We start from the raw sequence: 23,674 nt of genomic DNA, 5'->3' as shown, positions 1-23,674 counted from the left end.
CCCTGCGCCGTTTGTAAGAACAAACAGCCAGGGGGTTTATCTATTCTATTCCGCCATTTTCTCTAAATTTCCGTTGCGGTCCATTTTGAAGGATGTGGCTGGACGTTCTTCTTCTTCGAATAAGACTAGTTTTCTTGCACGGTTCATAATCTTCATTAATGTTTCGTAGTCTTCTTGAATATTGGCTGAGCTTTGCTCCAACTGGGCAATCTTCTTTTCCAGATCTTCATTTTTACGAAGTATCTCATTCTTTTCTTTTTTCAATCTCTCATTCTCGGATTTCAGTGCCTCAATCCCGAGACTTGTGCTGCCCATAGATTGAAGATATGAAATCACGGAATCAATCGTCAATTGTGGCCTAGAAGTCGTATACTGCGGTACTCGTGTTTCCTGACGAATATTTGTAGATTCAGATGGAAATAGTGGTAACTCGTCCGCAAATTCTTCTAGACTTGGAGTTGGTGGTGTATACAAAAGTTGCTTTTTCACAGGTTGGTTTTTACCAAGTGCACGCTGGCGTTGTTTACGGTGTTTTTTCGCAAGTTGTAAATCTTTCTCGTAGCTATGACGGACAACTGCATTCCAACGGAAACCACATGCAGCTGAAGTACGGTTTAATTTGTCTCCAACCTCTTCAAATGCATTTAATTGTGTACTACCCTCTCTTACGTGTTTTAGAACCGTTTCAGCTAATAATAGATCGTTTTCTTCTGTCCAAGCATCTTGTCTTTCTTTCATATTTATTCATCTCCCAATATAAATGTATATAGTTGCGTTAGGTTATTACTTATATTGGTCAATAGATTCGAACTTTATACCCTATTTGTAAAAGGATAGTAGACTTATTTATTTATATTTAAATATCGTAACGCGTACTTGTGGAGAATTTTTGAAAATTATCTCGTTCCCTTGCAATGATTATGTTGAAAGGGTTAAAATACCATGTAGTGTTTTTAAAGGAAATCGTCATGCTAAGCAATGACTGATCAAATATATGAACGTAATGAAGGGATTGTAGGTAATATGGCAAACGAATTTCGCATCTGTGATGATTGCCAGGCAACCAATATTAAAACCTTAGTGCCACGCTTAAAGGAAGTAGATGGTGAGGCAACAATTGATATTCGCTGCCAATCATACTGTGGCCCTGGTAGAAAAAAATCATTCGCATTCGTTAACAACCGTCCGGTATCAGCTCCAACAGAAGACGAGTTGATTGAAAAAGTCATGAAGAAACTGAAAATGGACTAAAATCGCCTTTCTCTTCTAAGAGAAAAGGTGTTTTTTTATGTTTTCATGCAGGGATTCCCAAAATCCAACTAGAATTTCTAAAACATGTCGAAAAATTTTCCAACCATTGATATGACTTGGTTAGAGGCGACTTATGGAGAATTTTAGGTTTTTTTGTCAGTGATAAAAATATATAATAATAGCATGCCAGTATGGAAGAGGTTGAATACATGACAAATTCCAATGGGAAATTAAGTGAAGAAAAGGTGTTTAAGGACCCTGTACATAGGTATGTTCATGTTCAGGATAAAGTGATCTGGGAACTCGTCGCAACATCGGAGTTTCAAAGATTGCGTCGCATCCGCCAATTAGGGACAACCTATTTTACCTTCCACGGGGCGGAACATAGCCGTTTTAACCATTCATTAGGTGTGTATGAAATTGTCCGAAGAATTATCGATGATGTATTTCGTGAACGCCCATTGTTAAATGACGAGGAGCGCTTATTATGTTTATGTGCAGCGCTACTTCACGATCTGGGTCACGGGCCATTCTCACATTCATTTGAAAAAGTATTTCATTATGATCATGAAGAATTTACACAAGCAATCATTGTTGGGGACACAGAAGTAAATCACGTACTGAAGCAAGTCGGGGATGATTTTCCGAAAAAGGTCGCCGAAGTGATTGCAAAAACATATAAAAATAAATTAGTCGTAAGTCTCATCTCCAGTCAAATTGATGCTGATCGTATGGATTATTTATTGCGAGATGCCTATTATACGGGTGTTAGCTACGGAAACTTTGACATGGAGCGGATTTTGCGCGTCATGAGACCGCAGGAAGACCAAGTTGTTTTTAAAAGCAGTGGGATGCATGCGGTTGAAGATTACATTATGAGCCGATATCAAATGTATTGGCAAGTGTATTTCCATCCAGTTACACGAAGCGCAGAGGTCATTTTAACAAAAATCCTCCATCGTGCTAAACATTTGTACAAGGAACACTACGAATTTAAAACAGCCCCAGTCCATTTGAAATCCATTTTTGAAGAAAAATTGACATTACAGGACTATGTGAAACTAGATGAAGCTATTTTTACTTTCTATTTTCAGGTATGGCAGGATGAGGATGACGAAATTTTAAGAGACCTATGTCGTCGTTTTCTCAATCGCAATTTGTTTAAATATGCAGAGTTTGACCCTAGTTCACAAATGATGAAGATGATGGAGCTAAGAACTCTTTTTGAGGAAGCAGGGATTGATCCGAATTATTATTTAGTGGTGGATTCATCATCAGATTTGCCGTATGATTTTTACCGGCCAGGTGAGGAAGAGGAAAGACTTCCTATCAACTTGTTAATGCCAAATGGTGAGATTCGCGAATTATCAAGGCAGTCCGAAATTGTGGATGCCATTTCTGGAAAAAGGCGAACGGATCACAAGCTATATTTTCCACAAGATATGATTGAAAAATTACCAAATGACTCTACAGTAAAACAGAAAATAAAAGATGTTTTAGATATATAAAAGGTATACTGGCCAATTTCGAATGAGGAGATGAAGGGGTTTTGTTAACAGAACATGCAAAGGTAATGAAGGCATTCGCTGCTGCAGGGGAAATCACGGGTCGAAAAAAGCTTCAAAAAATGATTTATATCGCCAAAAAAATTGATTATCCTTTTTACGAAAAGTACAACTTCCATTTTTATGGGCCATACTCAGAGGAGCTCACATTACGTGTGGAGGAGCTCTGTAATCTTGGATTTTTAGATGAGGTCAAGGAGAAAAAAGGCGGCTATTATCAGTATCGCTACGCATTGACTGAAAAGGGCGAGCAGTTTTTGGGACATTACCAATTGGACATGCCTCCACTTGATGACTGTATGCAAGCCTTAAATGAACAAAGTGCGCGCTTTTTAGAGCTGGTGTCTACTGTTTTATACTTTGAGGGACTTGAAAAGGAAGAAGTCAAAGAGAAGGTATTTACGTTAAAAGCGAAGCAACGTTATACAGACGAAGAAGTTGAAGAAGCTTATCAATATATCGAATCTCTTCGCAATCTTGTAAAACATTAATAGAAAACTCGGCAGGTAAAACCCGCCGAGTTTTTTTGTATCTAATGCGGTAAAAAAGCAAGTTGGTAGAAAAACAATACGGCAAATAGATAAACAAGTGGGTGCACTTCTCTCCATTTACCCATGACTACTTTCATAAGTGGGTAGGAAATAAAGCCTAACGCAATCCCTGTTGCAATGCTCGATGTGAGTGGCATGCTTAGAATAATTAAGAATGCTGGAAAGGCTTCATCAATCTCATTCCATCTGATATGTGCAATGCTCCCCATCATGAGTGACCCAACAATAATTAAGGTTGGTGCTGTAATCGCAGCAATCCCAGAAACGGCACTCACCAATGGTCCAAAGAAGGCAGCTACGATAAACAAGATTGAAACCGTTACTGTGGTGAGACCTGTTCGACCACCTGCAGCTACCCCAGTTGACGACTCAATATATGCACTTGTAGGACTTGTTCCAAACATGGCTCCAACTGTTGTACCAACCGAGTCAGCAAGAAGGGCTTGTCTAGCACGCGGCATGACATTTCCTTTCATTAACCCTGCCTGTTCTGCAACTCCAATCATCGTACCTGTCGTATCAAAGATTGTAACGAGTAAAAATGAAAAGACAACAGCATACAGTCCGTACTGAATAACATCGCCAATTGCAGCGAATGGATTTGCGATAATTAAACCTTCAGGTAGAGACGGTGCATTAACGAATCCTTCTTTAAACTCAAGCTGTCCAGTAAAATAAGCAATAATGGCTGTGATAATCATTCCGAAAAATAGAGCTCCATTTACTTTACGTGCCATCAGAATAAGGGTAATGGCTAATCCAGCAAGTGCTAAAAGAACCGATGGTGAGTGTAAATCACCTAATGTTACTAAATTTGTTGGGTGTGCCGTGATAATCCCTGTAAGACGAAGACCAATAAAGGCAATAAATAAACCAATTCCTGCTGTGATCCCATGCTTTAAGTTTGGTGGAATTGCCTCAATTAATTTTTCACGAAACGGGGTTAATGACAAAATCACAAAAATGATACCAGCCACAAATACGGCGGCAAATGCTGTTTGATACGTGATGTTTTCATTTGCGCCTACAACTGAATAAGCAAAGAAAGCATTTAATCCCATTCCAGGAGCTATCGCAATTGGATAATTTGCAAAAAGTGCCATCCATAGTGTTCCGACAACAGTTGCGATAATCGTGGCTAAAAATACTTGCTCAAAGGGAACACCTGCATCTGATAAAATAACCGGATTCACGACAACTACATATACCATTGTTAAAAAGGTCGTAATCCCAGCTAAAACTTCTTTTTTAACCGTTGTATTCAACTCTGATAATTTAAACATACTAATCTGTACCTCCAAAAGACGAACGATTTAAAAATCCTTTTCTATAATATTCGTTTTACAGATGGACTGCAAGAGAAAATTATCTTAGGTTAGTTTTCCCAGAATAGTCATTTGGTGAGGTGGAAAATCGTGGATGACGATTAAGGTGTAAACACTCCGGATTTTTGCGCTGCAAATAATAGCGATCTTGGGGTAAAATTAAGGTAGGCTTACTAAAGGGACGAGTTATAAGGAGGAATTCAACATGGCAAAAAAGGAATTGTCACTAGAACAAGTTGAAGAGTTGCTCAACACACTGAAAGAGCGATTTGAGAAAAACATGAACCGACATAGCGATCTTGAATGGGCAAAGGTTCAAGCAAAGCTGGAAGCTAATCCTAGTAAACTGTGGTCACTTCATCAGATGGAAGCAACTGACGGTGAACCAGATGTTGTAGGATATGATAAGGAAAAGGATGAGTATATCTTTTTTGATTGTTCAGCGGAAAGCCCAAAAGGTCGTAGAAGTGTTTGTTATGACCGTGAAGCGCTGGAAGCAAGAAAAAAACATAAACCTGAAAATAGCGCTATGGATATGGCAACGGAAATGGGCATTGAACTATTAACGGAAGAACAATATCGCGCATTGCAGGAACTTGGTAATTTTGATTTGAAGACGTCAAGCTGGGTCCAGACGCCTGCTGCTATTAGAAAACTCGGTGGAGCTATCTTTTGTGACCGACGTTATGACACTGTTTTTATGTACCACAATGGTGCAGACTCCTACTATGGTGCTAGAGGTTTTCGTGGCTCACTAAGGGTCTAATCTTTACATACGCAAAATAGAAACCCGTGGTTTATTTACCACGGGTTTTTAAACACTCTATTCTTGATCGCTTAAACGTTTGCCGCCTACCGCATAATGATTTTTCGTCATTTCCTCAATGAAAACAACGACTTTATCATTTGGAGCTCCTGTTGTTTCAGAAACCGCTGCTGTTACTTTCTCAACAAGCGCCTTTTTTTGTTCTTCAGTGCGTCCTTCTAGCATTTTAACTGTTACGTATGGCACAATGAATCTCTCCAATCATTCTTTTATATCATCATAAGAGTATTGTATACTGAAAATAACAACTTTTCTATAAAAAGGAGAAATTTGGTGGAACAATTAAGTGGTTTTTTAGCATTTGATTTATCTTTGATTCCATATGTGGTGATCACATTACTGGTTGCCTTTACGGTGCATGAGTTTGCTCATGCGTATGTTGCATACAAGTTTGGTGATGACACAGCGAAGCGGCAGGGGAGATTGACGTTAAACCCGATTGCTCATTTAGATCCTTTTGGGACGATTCTAATTTTCCTAGCAGGGTTTGGGTGGGCGCGTCCTGTACCTGTCAATCGATTTCATTTTAAAAGGCCAAGGCTTGCTGGGATTCTTGTTTCCGTTGCTGGACCACTGAGTAACCTGCTTGTAGCGGCACTCGCTTTATTAGTCTACATCGTCTTTATTCGTGTTGGTGTATTTGCAGCGATTCCAGTAGCATTTGGAGAGGGTTTTGAAACGTTTTTTAACCTATTTGTACGGTTGAACATTGTGCTGTTTATTTTTAACTTATTACCGTTTCCGCCTCTTGATGGATACCGTATCATTGAAGACCTTGTGCCGGCTCGCATTCGCCCAAAATTAACGCAGTATGAGGGTCTTGGCATTGTACTATTTTTAGTTTTGGTTATTACGCCGGTTGGGGACCGGTTTTTATACCCGTTACTACATAACGGGGTCTATGCCATTACAGATTTACTGGTTATGATTTTCAGGCCAATTCTTCAATTATAAAATCAGACGCTCGTATGGTAAAATTGTTGGTAATGAATAGAAGTGGAAAGGTGGATGTAAGGTGGATGAAAACAAGAAAAAAGTAGCCTTTAATATCATTAAAAATGATCCAACTGATGGGCATAAAGGATATGGAATTGGGGCGCTTAGCCTCGAAAATATCTCACCCGTATTTGTTGATATAGACGCTGAAGATGTATTCGTTGATGTCGGTGCAATGCATGCACGAAGTGTGGTTGAAAAAGGGATAAAATTTCTGCCGAATAAAGAGGATGTCCCTAATGGGAAGCCATACTGGCTTGTGTGGGTAACGATTGATCGTAGGGAAGAGGGTCCATATTATGCGGGAGTGACAGCTTGTGAAATGACCGTTGACCGCTCGATTCGCCGCGGCTATAAATCCTTACCAGAGCACGTAAACAAAATGGATAAGTCATTAAAGCGCCATATCATGGTTGATTTTATGGACGACAAATCAAAGAAGCTACTGGCGGATTTCTTAATTAACCACAATAAAGAGATTTGGGATAACTCAAGTGATGAGTTAAAAGAGGGATTGAAGGTTGATTAAGGTTCTTCAAATTGTGACATTTTAGTGAACAAACGGACTAAAGCTTGAGCTTTTTTAATAAAATAAAGTACACTAAATTTACAATGTACACACATTGAAACTAGGACATAGAAATCCCCAGGACCTACACAGCCTGGGGGTTTCTTTTTTATATACTTTTTTAGCATCCTAGAGCATGACCATCATACATTCATTTAAAACCAATCAAAGATTCGCTTAAAGAAGCCTTTGTCTTCCTTTTCTTCGTCCTTCTTTTGATTCTCTTTCTTTACGTCGTCGGTATTTTTCGAACAGTATTCAGTTGGTTCTGTTCCTGCTTTATAGTAAGTAAGCCTTGAAACAGGGCAATCCTTTGTCGGAAGCAAACCTGTTTCTGGATTTACATACACTCCAACAACACCTTCAGTCGGTTTAAACGGTGTAGGCGCAATGTCCTGATGCGCTTCTTCCATGAACCCCGCCCAAATATTCTTTGCATACTGTTTTTCTGCAACGATTGTCATTGGTTCATTATTGTCATAGCCGGTCCAGATACCAGCGACGAGCTGCGGCGAGTATCCAATCATCCAGTTATCGGTGTCAGTCGAGCCTGATTTTGCCGCGTAAAACCTGGTCAACTTATCGCTAATCGTGGATCCTGTAACGGCTGTATAATCGTTTAGTTTTTCATCAAACATGCCTGTCATTAGCTGTGTTGTGACAAACGCAAGATCCTCATCAAGCACTTGTTTTGGCTTTGCGGTATTTTCATAAATGACTTCACCCTTATAATTTTCAACTCTAGTAATATAAACAGGCTTATGTTGTTTTCCACCATTATTAATGGTTGCGTATGCGTTGACCATTTCAATTACACTCACACCCGAAGTTCCTAATGCGAGAGAAGGAACATCCTTAAGTTTACTTGTGATTCCAAGCTTTTTCGCAGTGTCGATGAGTTCCCCGTCATCAAGAAAGAGATGGGTTTTTACAGCATACACATTATCGGATAGGGCAATTGCCTGAGCTAACGTAATCGAGTCGTTCGCATAGTAATTTTTATAATTTCGTGGTGTGTATGTTGAGCGATTATCGTCATATGAGAACGTCGTCAGTTCACTTCGAATTTGCGTCGACGGAGTGTAGCCTTTTTCAAGGGCTGCATAGTATAAAAATGGCTTAAAGGTTGAACCTGGCTGGCGTTTTGCTTGTGTTGCCCGATTAAATGGGCTTTCCTCGTAATCCCGACCGCCAATGAGTGCACGAACTTCACCATTCTTCGGATCCATCGCGACAAATCCGAGCTGAATTTTAGATTCCTCATTAATAAAATTTTTCGCTTTTGCCTCTACGATTTCTTGAAGCTCTGGGTTAAGTGTGGTGTAGACACGTAAACCCTCCGTTTCAATCGTTTGTTGGTCAAGCTTTAGTTTTGTTTGGAGCTCCTTTTTTACAACATCCTGGAAATACGGGGCAATGTCTTCACGCCCAGCCATTTTGTTGCCTGTAAAGGTTAGTTCCTCAGCATGTGCTTGTTCAGCGGTCTTTTTTGAAATAAAGCCATTCTCAACCATTGAAAGGAGGATCACTTTTTGACGCTGTTTTGCTTTTTCCTCGTTTACTAATGGTGAATAATGTGTAGGACCCTTTGGAACTCCTGCAAGCATGGAGGCTTCCGCTAGCGACAGCTCGCCTGCTCTTTTCCCAAAATAATAATTAGCTGCAGCTTCAATTCCATAGACGCCATGTCCGTAATAAATTGTATTTAAATAACCTTCAAGAATTTCTTTTTTCGAATAATTAAGTTCTAGCCGAATGGTATAAAGGGCCTCAGTGAGTTTTCGATTCCATGTCTTTTCATGTTCTAAAAATAGGTTTCTGGCATATTGCTGGGTAATCGTACTCGCCCCTTGCACCTTTGCCATAGCCTTAATGTCGGCGATAATCGCTCCGCCAATCCGTTTATAGTCAAACCCATGATGGTCAAAAAAGTTCCGATCCTCAATGGAAACGGTGGCATCAACAATGGATTCAGACATATCGTCGAGAGACACCCAATAGCGAGTCTCCCCTTGATGACGTTCTTCTCCGATTAACGTTCCGTCCTCTGCGTAGAATAAGGTGGATAAAGGAACTGCAAGAGGAGGTGCCCCCTGTGTTTTTGCATAGGCAAGCACACCCAATATCCCGACAGCAACTAGGGTACAGCAAATTAAGCCAATGAATAAAAGGGCTCGCATGATTTTTATCGCTGTTTTTATCCGGTCATTTGTAATAAGCTCCACAGAGTTCACCTCTCTCTTTTTTTATTTGAAAGCTTCATATAGAGCCATTTTCGTAGGCATATATCAATCAGTATGAAAAGTTTTCTGCCTTTTTAAACATTTATTTGCTAAAAGGTGAAAAATTTTCTTGCATTTTTGGGCCGTTGCCTTATACTTTTTGAAGTTGACATCGATTTTTTTAAGGGAATAGGGAACGATAAGGGAATAAATCCCTAAGTTATTCAATGAAAGGATGTTATGAAAATGGAATTATGGTTTACGGAGAAACAAACAAAAAGCTTTGGTATCACAGCAAAAATTAAACAAACCTTACATACAGAACAAACAGAGTTTCAAAAACTCGATATGATAGAAACAGAGGAATTCGGTAATATGCTCGTTCTTGATGGGATGGTTATGACTACTCAAGTGGACGAGTTCGTCTATCACGAAATGGTGGCACACGTACCGTTATTCACTCACCCAAATCCTGAAAACGTCCTTGTTGTAGGTGGCGGCGATGGCGGTGTAATCCGTGAAGTGTTAAAGCACCCAAGTGTGAAAAAAGCAACTTTGGTTGATATTGATGGAAAAGTAATTGAGTACTCAAAGAAATACCTTCCTGAAATTGCAGGAAAGCTTGAAGACCCACGTGTCGATGTGAAAGTTGATGATGGCTTCATGCATATTGCGAACAGTGAAAATGAATATGATGTCATTTTGGTTGACTCTACTGAGCCTGTAGGTCCAGCGGTAAATCTATTTACAAAAGGTTTTTATGCAGGGATTTCGAAGGCATTAAAAGAAGACGGTGTATTTGTGGCGCAAACGGACAACCCTTGGTTTACACCAGACTTAATCCGCAACGTGCAACGTGATGTGAAGGAAATCTTCCCAATCACACGTCTGTATATTGCGAACATCCCAACATACCCAAGTGGTCTTTGGACATTCACAATCGGTTCGAAAAAATATGACCCATTAGAAGTAAGCGACGATCGCTTCCATGAAATTGAAACAAAATATTACACAAAAGAACTCCACAAAGCAGCGTTTGTATTGCCTAAATTTGTTGCAGATCTAACGAAATAATTGGGGGATTTTCGATGAGATTTGATGAAGCTTATTCAGGAAATGTATTTATTAAAAGCCATCCGAATTTTGAAGAGAGCGAAGCCGTCATTTACGGAATGCCAATGGACTGGACAGTCAGCTACCGTCCAGGCTCACGTTTTGGCCCGAGCCGAATTCGCGAGGTGTCGATTGGACTTGAGGAATACAGTCCTTATCTTGATAAAGAACTAGAAGAAGTAAAATATTATGATGCCGGTGATATTCCATTGCCTTTCGGAAATCCACAGCGCAGTCTGGATATAATTGAAGACTTTGTTGACCAGGTACTTGCAGCAGGAAAATATCCACTGGGTATGGGCGGCGAGCATCTCGTTTCTTGGCCGGTTATGAAAGCAGTTCATAAAAAGTATCCAGATCTTGCGATTATTCATATGGATGCCCATACTGATTTACGTGAGAATTATGAGGGAGAAGCACTTTCTCACTCCACACCAATTCGTAAAATTGCAGAATTGATCGGACCAGAGAATGTGTTTTCATTTGGAATTCGTTCAGGAATGAAGGAAGAGTTCCAATGGGCAAAGGAAAACGGCATGCACATTTCAAAATTTGAAGTGCTTGAGCCACTTAAAAAGATTCTTCCGAAGTTAGCGGGTCGTCCTGTATATGTGACCATTGACATTGATGTATTGGATCCAGCACATGCACCAGGTACAGGTACAGTGGATGCAGGAGGAATTACATCTAAAGAGTTATTAGGTGCGATTCATGAGATTGCAAAATCAGATGTTCGTGTCGTTGGCTCAGACTTGGTAGAGGTTGCACCAATTTATGATGTGTCTGAACAAACAGCGAATACAGCAAGTAAACTAATTCGCGAAATGATTTTAGGGTGGATACAGAAAAAGTAAATACTCGTGTTAGAAAGCTTGGGCCTTGTGGCTCAGGCTTTTTTTATGTCTCTTCAAACCATAGTCCTGCGCGAAATATTTTTTCACTATTATGACAATTCTTTCTGACCAGGTGAATATACTACCTTTGAACTACATTTTACCTATTAGAGGGGGAGTTAGATGGTCGGGGTTCGTTTTATAAAGATGGCTGCAGTGTATTTTGTGATTGGTGTTCTCATCGGGATGGGCATGTCGATGTCACACAATTACACATTAACAGGGGTCCATGTTCATATTAATTTATTAGGCTGGGCATCTATGGGGCTTGCAGGCATTGTCTATTATTTGTTCCCGCAGGCAGGAGAATCGAAGCTTGGAAAGATTCATTTTTGGCTTCATAATATTGGTTTACCGGTTATGATGATTGGACTCACGATGTTAATGCTCGGAAATGCAGCAGTCGAACCTGCAATTGCTGTCGGTGGCACTGTGACAACCCTCGCGATTATCCTGTTTGCAATCAATATTTTCTTGAACGTTAAAGTCACTAAGCAATAATAGAATTATCGCATTTTTCCCAAACTCGGCTTATAAAGTCGGGTTTTTTATTGTGCCGTGAGGTGAGTATCCATTTTAATTTGAAATTCCTTCACACAATGCCGTATACTATTAAAGTTAAAGACTTATAGGGATGTGTGGAAATGAGTACTGGAACTCCCATTACACTCAAATTTGTAACGGAAATTAAGGATGGACCGCGAAAAGAAAATGTTGCTTTTGACGCAAATGGTCTATACTACATAAAAGGCGACAATACATATTTGCAATTTGACGAAAAGCAAGAAACAGGTACGGTTAAAACGGTTATTAAAATCTCGGAAAAAGAGGTTCTCATCCTTCGTTCGGGACAGGTGAAAATGCGTCAGGTTTACCGAAAAAATGCAACCACACAGGGTTCATTCCAAAACCAGAACGGAACCTTTGACCTCACCGCAAAAACAAATAATATCGAATACAAATGGTACAAAAACTCTCGTAAAGGGACGTTATTTTTAGCATATGAGCTTTCACTACATGGTGAAGTGTCTGGATTACATAAAATAACCATTACATTTAAGGAGCGAAACTAGATGAATGTTGTTGATCAAGTAAAAGAACGCTTGAAAGCGGAAATTAAGGACTCAGTTGTAAAAGCTGGACTAACAACAGAAGACCAGATTCCAGAAGTTGTGTTGGAGCTTCCAAAGGATAAAGCGCACGGGGACTATGCAACAAACATGGCCATGCAACTAGCACGTGTGGCGAAAAAAGCCCCTCGTATGATTGCTGAAGAGATCGTAGCAAACTTTGATAAATCAAAAGCATCGATTGAAAAAATTGAAATTGCAGGACCTGGGTTCATCAATTTCTATATGAATAATTCATACTTAACAGACCTAATCCCGACGATTTTAACAGCGGGTGAGGCGTACGGTGAAACAACTGTTGGCAACAAGCAAAAGGTTCAGGTGGAGTTTGTTTCGGCAAACCCAACAGGTGACCTTCACCTTGGACATGCTCGTGGTGCAGCTGTTGGTGATTCGTTAAGTAATATTTTAGATAAAGCTGGTTATGAAGTGTCCCGTGAGTACTATATCAATGATGCTGGGAACCAAATTAATAACCTAGCAAAGTCTGTTGAGGCACGCTATCTACAAGCGCTAGGCCAAGAGGTTGAAATGCCAGAGGATGGCTATCATGGCCAAGATATCGTGGGCATTGGAAAGCGTCTTGCAGAAGAATTTGGCGATAAATATGTCGCGATGGATGAAAAAGAACGCTTTGACTTTTTCCGTGAATATGGTTTGAAATACGAGATGGCAAAGCTTCAAAAGGATTTAGAGGAGTATCGAGTTCGTTTTGATGTTTGGTATTCTGAGACGTCTCTATACCATAACGGAAAAATTGACCGCGCACTTGATGCGCTTCGTAATGCAGGGCATATTTATGAAGAAGATGGTGCAACTTGGTTCCGTTCAACAACTTTCGGCGATGACAAAGACCGTGTTTTAATTAAAAATGATGGTTCTTATACGTATTTAACTCCTGATATCGCGTACCATCAGGACAAGCTCGAGCGTGGCTTTGAAAAGCTTATTAATGTGTGGGGAGCAGACCATCACGGCTATATCCCTCGGATGAAGGCGGCGATTCAAGCACTTGGCTATGATAAGGACACACTTGAGGTTGAGATCATTCAGCTTGTTCACCTATTTAAAGATGGTGAAAAAATGAAGATGAGTAAGCGTACAGGAAAAGCTGTTACAATGCGTGAACTGACGGAAGAGGTTGGCTTAGATGCTGTTCGATACTTCTTTGCAATGAGAAGCTCTGACACTCATCTTGATTTTGACCTTGATTTAGCGGTCTCACAATCTAACGAGAACCCTGTGTACTATGCGCAATATGCACATGCACGTATTTGCAGCATGCTACGCTCTGGCGATGAGCTGAATATTGCTTTAGACGGTGATTATGCGCTTGATTATATCAATTCTGAAAAAGAAGTTGACCTATTGAAAAAGCTTGGTGAATTCCCTGCAGCGGTAACAGAAGCAGCAGAAAAACGAATTCCACATCGCATCACAAACTATATTAATGAACTAGCAGCTGCACTTCATAGCTTCTACAATGCGGAGAAGGTGCTTGATCAAGACAATCTTGAAAAAACAAAAGCACGTCTTGCGTTAATGAAGGCAGTACAAATTACATTGCAAAATTCATTAAAGCTAATCGGTGTATCTGCACCAGAAAAAATGTAATATATGCAAGAGGCCCTCACGTAGAGTAGAGGGCCTTTTTATCCCGCATTAACGGGCAGTAAAACCCCACCTCAAAACTTTTGTAAAAACGAAGAAGTTTAGGTGTGGGGTTAACTGCCCGTAAAAGCCCGATTGGTTCAACTAACAATCAGTGGGGATTAAGAACCCCCCACTGATTGAAGTTTCACTTTATCGGGAATAATGAGAGGAAAAGGGAGGATACATACATGAAAGAGGTTATCTTGGCACTCTTAACGGGTATCATTGTTGGATTTATTTTTGCTTTGTTAAAATTGCCAATCCCCGCGCCACCAGCACTCGCAGGAGTTACCGGAATCGTTGGGGTTTATTTAGGATTTAAGCTATTCCAATGGTTAGCGCCAATGATTCAATTTGGACCAAAATAACAGGCACCCATTACGGGTGCCTGATTTGTTAGTGACAGTATTTATCAGATAGTGATAGTAAATTTGGAATAGTGACAGTATTTTAGAAATAGTGACAGTATTCAGCGCCAAGGTGACTATTCCGCACTCATCCCCCTATAAAAAGTGCGAAAACCACGTGGCGATTTTAATCTTAAACTTATTTTCCGCCTTTAGTTCGTTGATTCGATCACGGGTGAGTTTTTGTGATGTATTAAAATCGTCTGTCACCATATTTTTGACCTCTTGAATCATATCTTTGTCATGGATATAGCAATTAATTTCATAGTTGGAGTAAAGACTTCTTTTATCAAAATTGGCCGTTCCGATATCGCAGAGCTTGTCATCAATGCAAATGACTTTTGCGTGGTAAAATCCTCTAGTATACATATGGAACTGAATGCCAAGCTTTGAGAGCTCGTCCATATATGGAATGGAGGCCTCTTTGACCAAAGGGTGATCCGGTTTTTTCGGTAAAAGGACATGAATCCGAACATTTCGTTTTGCGGCATTCTTTAATTCTTCTTTGAGTTGTTCACTTGGTACAAAATAAGGGGAGCCGATGATGATTTCTTGTTCCGCCTGTTTGATCATATTGATAAAATGACCCTCGAGATATGCCCCATTGGTGGAAATGAGCTTTGTTTTAGACTTTCCTTTAGGCAGCTGCGGGAAATACGCGTCACGATTTGCAACGGCTTCCTTTGTTGAGTCATGCCAGTCCTCCAAAAACTGAGTTTGAAGATCTGCGACTCCTTCTCCAGTCAACTTCAAATGATAATCTCGCCAAAACCCGAATTTAGGATCTTGCCCAAGATATTCCTTTCCGATATTGAAACCGCCAATATAACCCGTTTTTCCATCAATAACAGAAATTTTTCGATGATTGCGGGCGTTAAGCTTATAAAAAAGGTATGGAAATGTGGGCTTATTGCTATAGGCAAACGAAACTCCTGATCGAGCCAAGTCTTTTTCCATTTCCTTTGTGACATTGTGGCTGCCGACCCAATCTAAAAGCAAGCGAACCTTCACACCTTGTTCGGCCTTTTGTTTCATGAGTGAGACGAATTCTTTACTGAAGTCATCATTTTGCAGAATATAAAATTCGACATGGACATGTTCTTTTGCGTTTTGAATATCTATAAATAGATCGTTGAAGAGTGTTTCTCCTGTTGAATATAGGGAAATGTTACTGTCGCGTAGTGGGAACTCCTCGTCCTCTTGTTTTTTTAGGTGACTTTTTCTTCCGAGACTGTAATCAAGGCGGAGCAACAGTAATAGAATAATGATAATAAGGACAATCCAGAAGATAGCTCGCAAATATACCCCTCCTATGATGAGGTTGTGCTTTATGACGTTCACTTAGTTTATACGAAAATGGAATTGATTATTTAAGGTTTTTAAAGAAAAAGTTGTTGACTGAATGCTCATTCATTATATAATGGAGATACGAACTATATAGTCAGAAAATTAATTCCATTAAAAATTTTAGAAAGGGGCTAAAAAGTGAATATCCTCTTAGTTATTAATCTTCTTGCATTCTTATCTGTAACCGCTTACGCCGTTTATCTTTTCGTTTATCTGATCAAGACACGGATTGCTTATATCAAGCTTGGCAAAAAGGTCGAATTTGATGGAGAAGTAAAGGAGCGACTTCAGCGGATTTGGGTTAATGTGTTTGGGCAGAAAAAACTTTTAAAAGATAAAAAGAGTGGAATCATCCATGTGATGTTCTTTTATGGGTTTATTCTAGTCCAATTTGGAGCGATTGATTTTATTTGGAAGGGTCTAAAACCAGGATCCCATCTTCCACTTGGACCTTTGTATCCGGGCTTTACCTTTTTCCAAGAGATTGTCACATTTATGATCTTAGTTGCAGTCGTTTGGGCTTTCCATCGCCGTTATGTGGAAAAGCTTGTGCGATTGAAAAGGGGCTTTAAATCAGGACTTGTTCTATTATTTATTGGTGGTTTAATGCTTTCTGTTTTAGTAGGAAACGGTGCTGGGATTGTATGGCATGGCCATGAAGCAACTTGGACCGAGCCTATTGCATCCGTTATCTCACTTGCATTAGGTGGGCTTAATGAAACAGCTGCCATTGTAATTTTTTATATCGCATGGTGGATTCACTTAATCTTCCTTTTAAGTTTCTTAGTCTATGTGCCGCAATCAAAGCATGCGCATCTAATTGCAGGGCCTGCGAATGTGTATTTAAGCAGACAAACAAGCCCAGGGAAGCTTGAGAAAATTGATTTTGAAGATGAAACCCAAGAAACGTTTGGTGTTGGTAAAATTGAAGACTTTAAGCAAACACAGTTAGTCGACCTTTATGCATGTGTGGAATGTGGGCGCTGTACAAATATGTGTCCGGCAACAGGTACCGGAAAAATGCTTTCGCCAATGGATTTAATTGTGAAATTACGTGATCACTTAACGGAAACAGGTGCTGTTGTAACGTCACAGGTTCCGTGGGTTCCAGCTGTTGCATTCAATCATACAAAAGGAAATCAGCTTGCACTGGCTTCAGCTAGCCAAGGAGCGAATGAATCAGCAGCAACGTCAGAGTTAGCATACAATCCAAGCTTAATTGGGGATGTCATTACTGAAGAGGAGATTTGGGCTTGTACTACATGCCGTAACTGTGAAGACCAATGTCCAGTAATGAACGAGCATGTTGACAAAATTATTGATTTACGTCGTTATCTCGTTCTTACAGAAGGTAAAATGGATGCGGATGCTCAACGTGCGATGACGAATATTGAGCGCCAAGGAAATCCTTGGGGACTCAATCGTAAGGAAAAAGAAAATTGGCGTGAAGTTCGTGATGATGTTCATGTACCAACTGTAAAAGAAATGAAAAAAGCCGGTGAAGAGTTCGAATACTTATTCTGGGTTGGCTCAATGGGTGCATTCGATAACCGAAGCCAGAAAATTGCTCTATCTTTTGCGAAGCTTATGAATGAGGCTGGCGTGAAATTTGCGATATTAGGAAACAAAGAGAAAAACTCTGGAGACACACCGCGTCGTCTCGGAAATGAATTCCTATTCCAAGAGCTTGCGACAAACAATATTGCTGAATTTGAAAAGGCAGAAGTGAAGAAGATTGTCACAATCGACCCGCATGCCTATAATATCTTCAAAAATGAGTACCCAGATATGGGCCTTGAAGATGTAGAGGTTGTCCATCATACAGAGCTATTGTATGACCTTGTAAAAGAGGGACGCTTAGTTCCGAAACATGCGGTAAATGAAGTAATTACATGGCATGATTCCTGTTATCTAGGCCGATACAATGATGTGTATGACCCACCTCGTGAAATTTTAAAACAAATTCCAGGTGTTCAGCTAGTTGAAATGGAACGTAACCGTGAAAAGGGAATGTGCTGTGGAGCTGGCGGTGGTCTCATGTGGATGGAGGAGGATACAGGCACTCGCATTAACGTAGCAAGAACAGAGCAAGCGATTGCGGTAAGTCCTACAACGATTGGTTCTGGTTGCCCGTACTGCTTAACAATGCTAAGCGATGGTACAAAGGCGAAGGAAGTAGAGGAGCAAATCGGCACATATGATATCGCTGAAATCCTTGAACGATCCGTTGTTGGTGACCAAAAAGAAATTTCATCTTAGTGGAAAAATATGATTTATCTTCCATTATCAATGTTGTAAAATAGGAATATAGGAAACATTTTATTTATTCACAATAGATTAACAGATAAAGAGAGGTGTACATTGGTACGCCTCCTTCTTTCAGACAAGGTTGAGCGAGCGTTCAGTCGAAAAAATGTAAGCGGTTTCGATTTTTGCGTTAAGTTGAGGGAAAAAACAAGGAGGTTGGAGCATGGGGAAAACAGTCATTGTCAGTGGTGTTCGTACTCCGTTTGGGAAATTAGGGGGAAGTCTTAGTTCATTAACAGCTTCTGAACTTGGTGGATTCGCCATCAAGGAAGCATTAAAGCGGGCAGGTATTGAAGGTGAAAAAGTTGATGAAGTGATCATCGGAAATGTTCTGCAAGGTGGCCAAGGGCAAATTCCATCCCGACAGGCTGCAAGAAACGCAGGAATTCCGTGGGAAGTAAAAACAGAAACCATCAATAAAGTGTGCGCTTCGGGGCTTCGCAGTGTCACTCTAGCTGATCAAATTATTCGTGCTGGTGATGAAGAGGTGATTGTCGCTGGTGGTATGGAATCGATGAGCAATGCGCCTTATTTTTTGCCTAAAGCACGCTTTGGGCTACGAATGGGAGATGCAAGCTTAAAGGACTTAATGGTACATGATGGCTTAACCTGTAGCTTCCAGGGGGTTCATATGGGGACCTATGGCAATGAGGTAGCGTCAGAGCTTAGTATTTCTCGTGAAGAACAAGACGAGTGGGCTCTCCGCAGTCACGAACGTGCCATTGCGGCAATTGAATCTGGCAAGTTCGCAGAGGAAATCGTCGCAGTAGAGGTAAAAGGTCGCAAAGGTGCAACTACAGTCGTTGACCAAGACGAAGCTCCACGAGCAGACACAACCATTGAAAAGCTAGCAAAGCTGAAATCTGTGTTTAGCGCAGATGGCACGATTACGGCTGGGAATGCTCCTGGTGTGAATGATGGAGCGGCTGCACTTGTTCTCATGAGTGAGGAGCGAGCAAAGCAAGAAGGAAAAGAACCTCTTGCGACGATACTAGCACATGCTGCCATTTCCGTTGAAGCAAAGGATTTCCCGAAAACTCCAGGCTTGGTCATCAATGCATTGTTAAAGAAAACGGGTAAGTCAGTCGATGAAATCGATTTGTTTGAAATTAACGAAGCTTTTGCGGCGGTAGCTTTAACAAGTGGTAAAATTGCTAATCTTGACCCTGAGAAAGTCAATGTCAATGGTGGGGCTGTAGCACTTGGGCACCCAATCGGGGCTAGTGGGGCGAGAATTATAATTACACTTATTCATGAATTAAAACGCCGTGGCGGTGGCATTGGCATTGCAGCGATCTGTAGTGGTGGCGGTCAAGGCGATGCAATTATGGTCGAAGTAAACTAAATCTCAAAATATAGACAGGTGGTGACACTTATTTCACCACCGATAGGAGGTATGTTTAATGAAGGTTCAAAAGGTGATGGTCATAGGTGCAGGACAGATGGGCTCTGGGATTGCACAGGTTTGTGCGATGGCAGGCTATGATGTGAAGCTACATGATTTAAAACAAGAATATTTGGATCGAGGATTTGGGACGATTACGAAAAACCTTACACGTCAAGTCGATAAAGGTCGCATGAGTGAAGAAGAGAAGCAGGCGACCTTGAAAAGACTTACCCCATCTATTGATTTGAAAAATGCAAGTGATGTCGACCTTGTCATTGAGGCGGCCGTTGAAAATATGGACATCAAGACAAAACTTTTCTCACAACTAGATGAAATTGCACCTCAGAATGCTATTTTAGCAACAAATACTTCCTCTCTTCCAATTACAGAAATTGCCGCGGCCACGAAGCGCCCGGAAAAGGTAATTGGCATGCATTTTATGAATCCAGTTCCAGTAATGAAATTAGTTGAAATTATTCGTGGCTTAGCCACAGCTGATGAAGTCTATCAAGTGATTGAAGATATGACTAAAACGTTAAATAAGGTACCAGTCGAAGTCAATGACTTCCCAGGATTTGTGTCCAATCGTATTTTAATGCCGATGATAAATGAAGCCATTTACACCCTCTATGAAGGTGTTGCTACAAAAGAAGCAATTGACGAAGTGATGAAGCTTGGCATGAATCATCCAATGGGGCCACTAACTCTCGCTGACTTTATCGGGCTTGATACATGTCTATACATTATGGAAACCCTACATGAAGGCTTTGGGGACGACAAATACAGACCATGTCCATTGCTTCGTAAATACGTGAAAGCTGGTTGGTTAGGGAAAAAATCTGGTCGAGGTTTCTATACGTACGAAGGATAGGGGTGAAACTTGAGTGACAACTCTTAAACACAACCTAACTCATCAAGATCCCACATTGGAGGGAAACAGCATGAATTTTCATTTTACAGAAGAACAAGAAATGATGCGAAAAATGGTACGTGATTTTGCGAAAGAGCAAATCGCACCGTTTGTGGAGCGTATGGAAAAGGGAGAATTTCCACGAGAAATTCTTTCGAAAATGGGGTCCCTTGGATTAATGGGAATTACAACCCCTGAAAAATATGGTGGAGCGGGGATGGATTTTACGTCCTATATTATTGCGATCAATGAGCTCTCCAAGGTGAGCGCGACCATCGGGGTTATTTTATCCGTTCATACCTCAGTTGGGACGCATCCCATCTTATATTTCGGAACGGAAGAGCAAAAGCAAAAGTATATTCCAAAACTTGCAAGCGGGGAGTATCTGGGGGCTTTTTGTCTCACAGAACCGAGCGCTGGCTCAGATGCTGCGAGTTTAAAAACAAGAGCTGTTAAAAAGGATGACCATTATGTGTTAAATGGGTCAAAGGTGTTTGTCACAAATGGTGGCGAAGCGGATGTATATATTATATTTGCACGCACAAACCCGAATGAAACGGGAAGCAAGGGTATTACGGCTTTTATTATTGAAAAAGGTACACCGGGCCTTGTGTTCGGAAAAGATGAGCATAAAATGGGACTTCTTGGTTCCCGTACGCTTCAAATCACACTAGAGGATGTAAAGGTTCCGGCTGAAAATATTCTAGGGGTTGAAGGTGAGGGCTTTAAAGTCGCAATGGCAAATCTAAGTATGGGTCGAATCGGCATTGCTGCTCAAGCACTTGGGATTGCGGAGGCGGCACTGGAACATGCAGTGGAATATGCCAAGAATCGTTACCAATTCGGCAAACCGATTGCTTCTTTGCAAGGAGTCGGCTTTAAGCTAGCAGATATGTCTACAAATGTTGAGGCTGCTAGACTACTAATCTATCGCGCTGCCTTTCTACACGATCAAGGTTTACCGTGTGGCAAAGAATCCTCGATGGCAAAACTGTTTGCCTCTAGAACAGCCGTGGAGGTCACAACCGAAGCCATTCAGGTTTACGGGGGCTATGGCTATACAAAAGATTATCCGGTAGAACGATTCTTCCGGGATGCCAAAATAACTGAAATATACGAAGGCACCAGCGAAATTCAAAAAATCGTCATCAGCAAACATTTATAAGGTGGGTCAAGGGGACAGGTCCCTTGCCCCAGGAAAATAATGGTGGGACGAGGGACCTGTCCCTCTGTCCCAATGGAGGTAATGGAAATGTATTTTAAGTTGTCAGAAGAGCATGAAATGATTCGTAAGATGGTTCGTGATTTTGCAAAGAATGAGGTTGCACCGACAGCGGCGGAGCGTGATGAAGAGGAACGCTTTGATCGTGAAATTTTCGATAAAATGGCAGAGCTTGGCTTAACGGGAATTCCGTGGCCAGAGGAATATGGCGGTATTGGTAGTGACTATTTAGCATATTGTATCGCAGTTGAAGAGATTTCGAGAGTATGTGCATCAACAGGGGTAACTCTTTCCGCTCATACATCTCTTGCTGGTTGGCCGATTTACAAGTTTGGTAGTGAAGAACAGAAACAAAAATACTTACGTCCAATGGCACAAGGAGAAAAAATCGGTGCTTATGGATTAACAGAGCCTGGCTCTGGTTCAGATGCAGGTGGAATGAGAACAACTGCTAGAGTAGAAGGCGACCATTATGTGTTAAACGGGTCTAAAATCTTCATCACAAACGGTGGAATTGCTGATATTTATGTGGTCTTTGCGTTAACCGACCCATCTTCAAAACATAAAGGTACAAGTGCGTTTATTATCGAAAACGACTTCCCGGGTTTCTCTGTAGGGAAAAAGGAACAGAAGATGGGCATTCGTTCATCACCTACTACTGAAATTATGTTTGAAGAGTGCCGTGTCCCTAAGGAAAATTTACTTGGCGAAGAGGGTGAAGGCTTTAAGATTGCTATGATGACGCTTGATGGAGGTCGTAACGGGATTGCAGCTCAGGCGGTCGGAATTGCTCAGGGAGCTCTTGATGCAGCTACCGAATATGCGAAAGAACGTGTCCAGTTCGGTAAACCGATTGCCGCTCAACAGGGTGTTGGCTTCAAGCTTGCTGATATGGCAACAAGTATTGAGGCAGCCCGTCTCTTAACCTATCAAGCAGCGTGGCTAGAATCAGAAGGACTTCCATATGGAAAAGAATCTGCCATGTCGAAACTTTTTGCTGGTGATACAGCGATGAAAGTAACAACAGAAGCAGTTCAAGTCTTTGGTGGATACGGTTATACAAAAGACTATCCAGTCGAGCGTTATATGCGTGACGCGAAAATCACTCAAATCTATGAAGGCACACAAGAAATTCAACGCCTCGTAATATCTAGAATGTTAACAAAATAATGGGTCAAGGGGGACAGGTCCCTTGTCCCAGGAAAAAGGTGGGACGAAGGACAGCTGTCCCAAGTGGAGGTGAACAGATGCGGAGGAATGATGTTCCGGCTTCGGTGAAGGATGAGCGGTTGATTAAGAAGCGACGGGATCAGATGATTAAGGGCGCGGTGACGCTTTTTAAGGAAAAAGGGTTTCATCGCTCAACAACGAGAGAGATTGCAAAAGCTGCTGGTTTTAGCATTGGCACGCTTTATGAGTATATCCGTAAGAAAGAAGATGTTCTTTATTTGGTCGTGGACAGTATTTACGATCAAGTTAAAGAACGAATGGAGGAAGCAATCAATACAAAGGAAGGTAGTATTGAGAGTCTCAAGCTTGCGATTCGAAATTACTTTCTTGTGATGGATGAGATGCAGGATGAGGTTCTTGTCCTTTATCAGGAGGCGAAATCTCTTTCAAAGGATGCTCTTCCATATGTGTTGAACAAAGAAGTGGAAATGGTGGGTATGTTTGAAAAAGCAATTGAAGATTGCATTGCCAACGGGGAACTTCAATTGCCGAAAAAGCAGGTTGAACTTGTAGCTCATAATATTTTTGTTCAAGGACAAATGTGGGGCTTTCGCCGCTGGGCGATGCGCAGGCTTTTCACACTTGAGGAATATATTGTGATGCAAACAGAGCTTTTGTTAAGAGGAATTAGCTTTATTCATGAGAAAACCGAATAAAGCTAAAGCCTCCGGCGGATGCCACGATTTTTCAAAGGAAATTTTCGAGCAAGTCGAAAAAAATCGGGCGCAAATACGCCAAGGCGCATTTGATTATGCAAAATAGGTGAGACTG

Annotated in this window: 23 protein-coding genes; 18 read left to right on the top strand and 5 right to left on the bottom strand. The window is 41.0% G+C overall.

Going from position 1 to position 23,674, the window contains the following annotated elements:
- Positions 1-45: 45 nt before the first annotated feature.
- A complete protein-coding gene (locus CKJ95_RS16930; protein WP_099354635.1) occupies positions 46-738 on the bottom strand; it encodes an RsfA family transcriptional regulator in 693 nt (230 codons plus the stop codon).
- A gap of 285 nt (positions 739-1,023) precedes the next feature.
- On the opposite strand from CKJ95_RS16930, the gene CKJ95_RS16925 reads away from it, so the two are divergent.
- From CKJ95_RS16925 to CKJ95_RS16915, 3 genes are all read left to right on the top strand, one after another.
- Positions 1,024-1,251, top strand: coding sequence for a DUF1450 domain-containing protein (locus tag CKJ95_RS16925; protein WP_099354657.1), 228 nt, complete (start codon positions 1,024-1,026; stop codon positions 1,249-1,251).
- Between the two features lie 209 nt (positions 1,252-1,460).
- A complete protein-coding gene (locus tag CKJ95_RS16920; RefSeq protein ID WP_099354634.1) occupies positions 1,461-2,759 on the top strand; it encodes an HD domain-containing protein in 1,299 nt (432 codons plus the stop codon).
- A 41-nt stretch (positions 2,760-2,800) separates the two neighbouring features.
- Positions 2,801-3,307: a YwgA family protein gene (locus CKJ95_RS16915; protein ID WP_099354633.1), complete on the top strand. Its 507-nt coding sequence runs from the start codon at positions 2,801-2,803 to the stop codon at positions 3,305-3,307.
- A 41-nt stretch (positions 3,308-3,348) separates the two neighbouring features.
- Here CKJ95_RS16915 and CKJ95_RS16910 read toward each other — a convergent pair whose 3' ends face one another.
- A complete protein-coding gene (locus CKJ95_RS16910; RefSeq protein ID WP_099354632.1) occupies positions 3,349-4,650 on the bottom strand; it encodes an NCS2 family permease in 1,302 nt (433 codons plus the stop codon).
- Positions 4,651-4,897: 247 nt separating this feature from the next.
- Here CKJ95_RS16910 and CKJ95_RS16905 point away from each other — a divergent pair, with 247 nt between their 5' ends.
- Positions 4,898-5,458: a DUF4256 domain-containing protein gene (locus tag CKJ95_RS16905; RefSeq protein ID WP_099354631.1), complete on the top strand. Its 561-nt coding sequence runs from the start codon at positions 4,898-4,900 to the stop codon at positions 5,456-5,458.
- 57 nt (positions 5,459-5,515) lie between these two features.
- Here CKJ95_RS16905 and CKJ95_RS16900 read toward each other — a convergent pair whose 3' ends face one another.
- Positions 5,516-5,704 (bottom strand): 2-hydroxymuconate tautomerase, encoded by a 189-nt coding sequence (locus tag CKJ95_RS16900; RefSeq protein WP_099354630.1) that lies wholly within the window; start codon positions 5,702-5,704, stop codon positions 5,516-5,518.
- 87 nt (positions 5,705-5,791) lie between these two features.
- On the opposite strand from CKJ95_RS16900, the gene CKJ95_RS16895 reads away from it, so the two are divergent.
- On the top strand, positions 5,792-6,472 hold the full coding sequence (locus tag CKJ95_RS16895) for a site-2 protease family protein (RefSeq protein ID WP_099354629.1): 681 nt from the start codon (positions 5,792-5,794) through the stop codon (positions 6,470-6,472).
- A gap of 61 nt (positions 6,473-6,533) precedes the next feature.
- Positions 6,534-7,043, top strand: a complete 510-nt coding sequence (locus CKJ95_RS16890) for a YwhD family protein (RefSeq protein ID WP_099354628.1) — start codon at positions 6,534-6,536, stop codon at positions 7,041-7,043.
- A gap of 194 nt (positions 7,044-7,237) precedes the next feature.
- On the opposite strand, the gene CKJ95_RS16885 is transcribed toward CKJ95_RS16890, so the two are convergent.
- Positions 7,238-9,307 carry a transglycosylase domain-containing protein gene (locus tag CKJ95_RS16885; protein ID WP_099354627.1) on the bottom strand — a complete coding sequence of 690 codons (2,070 nt, stop codon included), beginning with the start codon at positions 9,305-9,307 and terminating at the stop codon, positions 7,238-7,240.
- Between the two features lie 243 nt (positions 9,308-9,550).
- Here CKJ95_RS16885 and speE point away from each other — a divergent pair, with 243 nt between their 5' ends.
- The 6 genes from speE (at position 9,551) to CKJ95_RS16855 (ending at position 14,461) form a co-directional block, all read left to right on the top strand.
- Complete coding sequence (gene speE / locus CKJ95_RS16880; protein WP_099354626.1) at positions 9,551-10,378, top strand: spermidine synthase; 828 nt, start codon at positions 9,551-9,553, stop codon at positions 10,376-10,378.
- Positions 10,379-10,392: 14 nt separating this feature from the next.
- Positions 10,393-11,271: an agmatinase gene (gene speB, locus CKJ95_RS16875; protein ID WP_099354625.1), complete on the top strand. Its 879-nt coding sequence runs from the start codon at positions 10,393-10,395 to the stop codon at positions 11,269-11,271.
- A 162-nt stretch (positions 11,272-11,433) separates the two neighbouring features.
- Positions 11,434-11,811, top strand: coding sequence for a cytochrome-c oxidase (locus CKJ95_RS16870; protein WP_099354624.1), 378 nt, complete (start codon positions 11,434-11,436; stop codon positions 11,809-11,811).
- Between the two features lie 143 nt (positions 11,812-11,954).
- Positions 11,955-12,383, top strand: coding sequence for a DUF1934 domain-containing protein (locus tag CKJ95_RS16865; RefSeq protein ID WP_099354623.1), 429 nt, complete (start codon positions 11,955-11,957; stop codon positions 12,381-12,383).
- On the top strand, positions 12,384-14,054 hold the full coding sequence (argS, locus tag CKJ95_RS16860; protein ID WP_099354622.1) for an arginine--tRNA ligase: 1,671 nt from the start codon (positions 12,384-12,386) through the stop codon (positions 14,052-14,054).
- A gap of 227 nt (positions 14,055-14,281) precedes the next feature.
- A complete protein-coding gene (locus CKJ95_RS16855; protein WP_099354621.1) occupies positions 14,282-14,461 on the top strand; it encodes a XapX domain-containing protein in 180 nt (59 codons plus the stop codon).
- A 135-nt stretch (positions 14,462-14,596) separates the two neighbouring features.
- Here CKJ95_RS16855 and cls read toward each other — a convergent pair whose 3' ends face one another.
- A complete protein-coding gene (gene cls, locus CKJ95_RS16850; RefSeq protein ID WP_099354620.1) occupies positions 14,597-15,799 on the bottom strand; it encodes a cardiolipin synthase in 1,203 nt (400 codons plus the stop codon).
- A 186-nt stretch (positions 15,800-15,985) separates the two neighbouring features.
- Between cls and CKJ95_RS16845 the strand changes: the two genes are divergently transcribed.
- The 6 genes from CKJ95_RS16845 (at position 15,986) to CKJ95_RS16820 (ending at position 23,559) form a co-directional block, all read left to right on the top strand.
- The gene (locus CKJ95_RS16845; protein ID WP_099354619.1) at positions 15,986-18,106 is read left to right on the top strand and encodes a (Fe-S)-binding protein; all 2,121 of its coding nucleotides are present in this window, start codon (positions 15,986-15,988) and stop codon (positions 18,104-18,106) included.
- 211 nt (positions 18,107-18,317) lie between these two features.
- On the top strand, positions 18,318-19,499 hold the full coding sequence (locus tag CKJ95_RS16840; RefSeq protein ID WP_099354618.1) for an acetyl-CoA C-acetyltransferase: 1,182 nt from the start codon (positions 18,318-18,320) through the stop codon (positions 19,497-19,499).
- Positions 19,500-19,557: 58 nt separating this feature from the next.
- The gene (locus CKJ95_RS16835) at positions 19,558-20,412 is read left to right on the top strand and encodes a 3-hydroxybutyryl-CoA dehydrogenase (protein WP_099354617.1); all 855 of its coding nucleotides are present in this window, start codon (positions 19,558-19,560) and stop codon (positions 20,410-20,412) included.
- A 70-nt stretch (positions 20,413-20,482) separates the two neighbouring features.
- Positions 20,483-21,616, top strand: a complete 1,134-nt coding sequence (locus CKJ95_RS16830) for an acyl-CoA dehydrogenase (protein WP_099354616.1) — start codon at positions 20,483-20,485, stop codon at positions 21,614-21,616.
- An 87-nt stretch (positions 21,617-21,703) separates the two neighbouring features.
- Positions 21,704-22,843, top strand: coding sequence for an acyl-CoA dehydrogenase (locus CKJ95_RS16825; protein WP_099354615.1), 1,140 nt, complete (start codon positions 21,704-21,706; stop codon positions 22,841-22,843).
- A 77-nt stretch (positions 22,844-22,920) separates the two neighbouring features.
- The gene (locus CKJ95_RS16820; protein ID WP_099354614.1) at positions 22,921-23,559 is read left to right on the top strand and encodes a TetR/AcrR family transcriptional regulator; all 639 of its coding nucleotides are present in this window, start codon (positions 22,921-22,923) and stop codon (positions 23,557-23,559) included.
- Positions 23,560-23,674: the final 115 nt, after the last annotated feature.

This window comes from Fredinandcohnia onubensis (assembly GCF_002734285.1).
Lineage (GTDB): Bacteria > Bacillota > Bacilli > Bacillales > Bacillaceae_L > Ferdinandcohnia > Ferdinandcohnia onubensis_A.
This window is presented reverse-complemented; position numbering and strand designations above follow the sequence as displayed.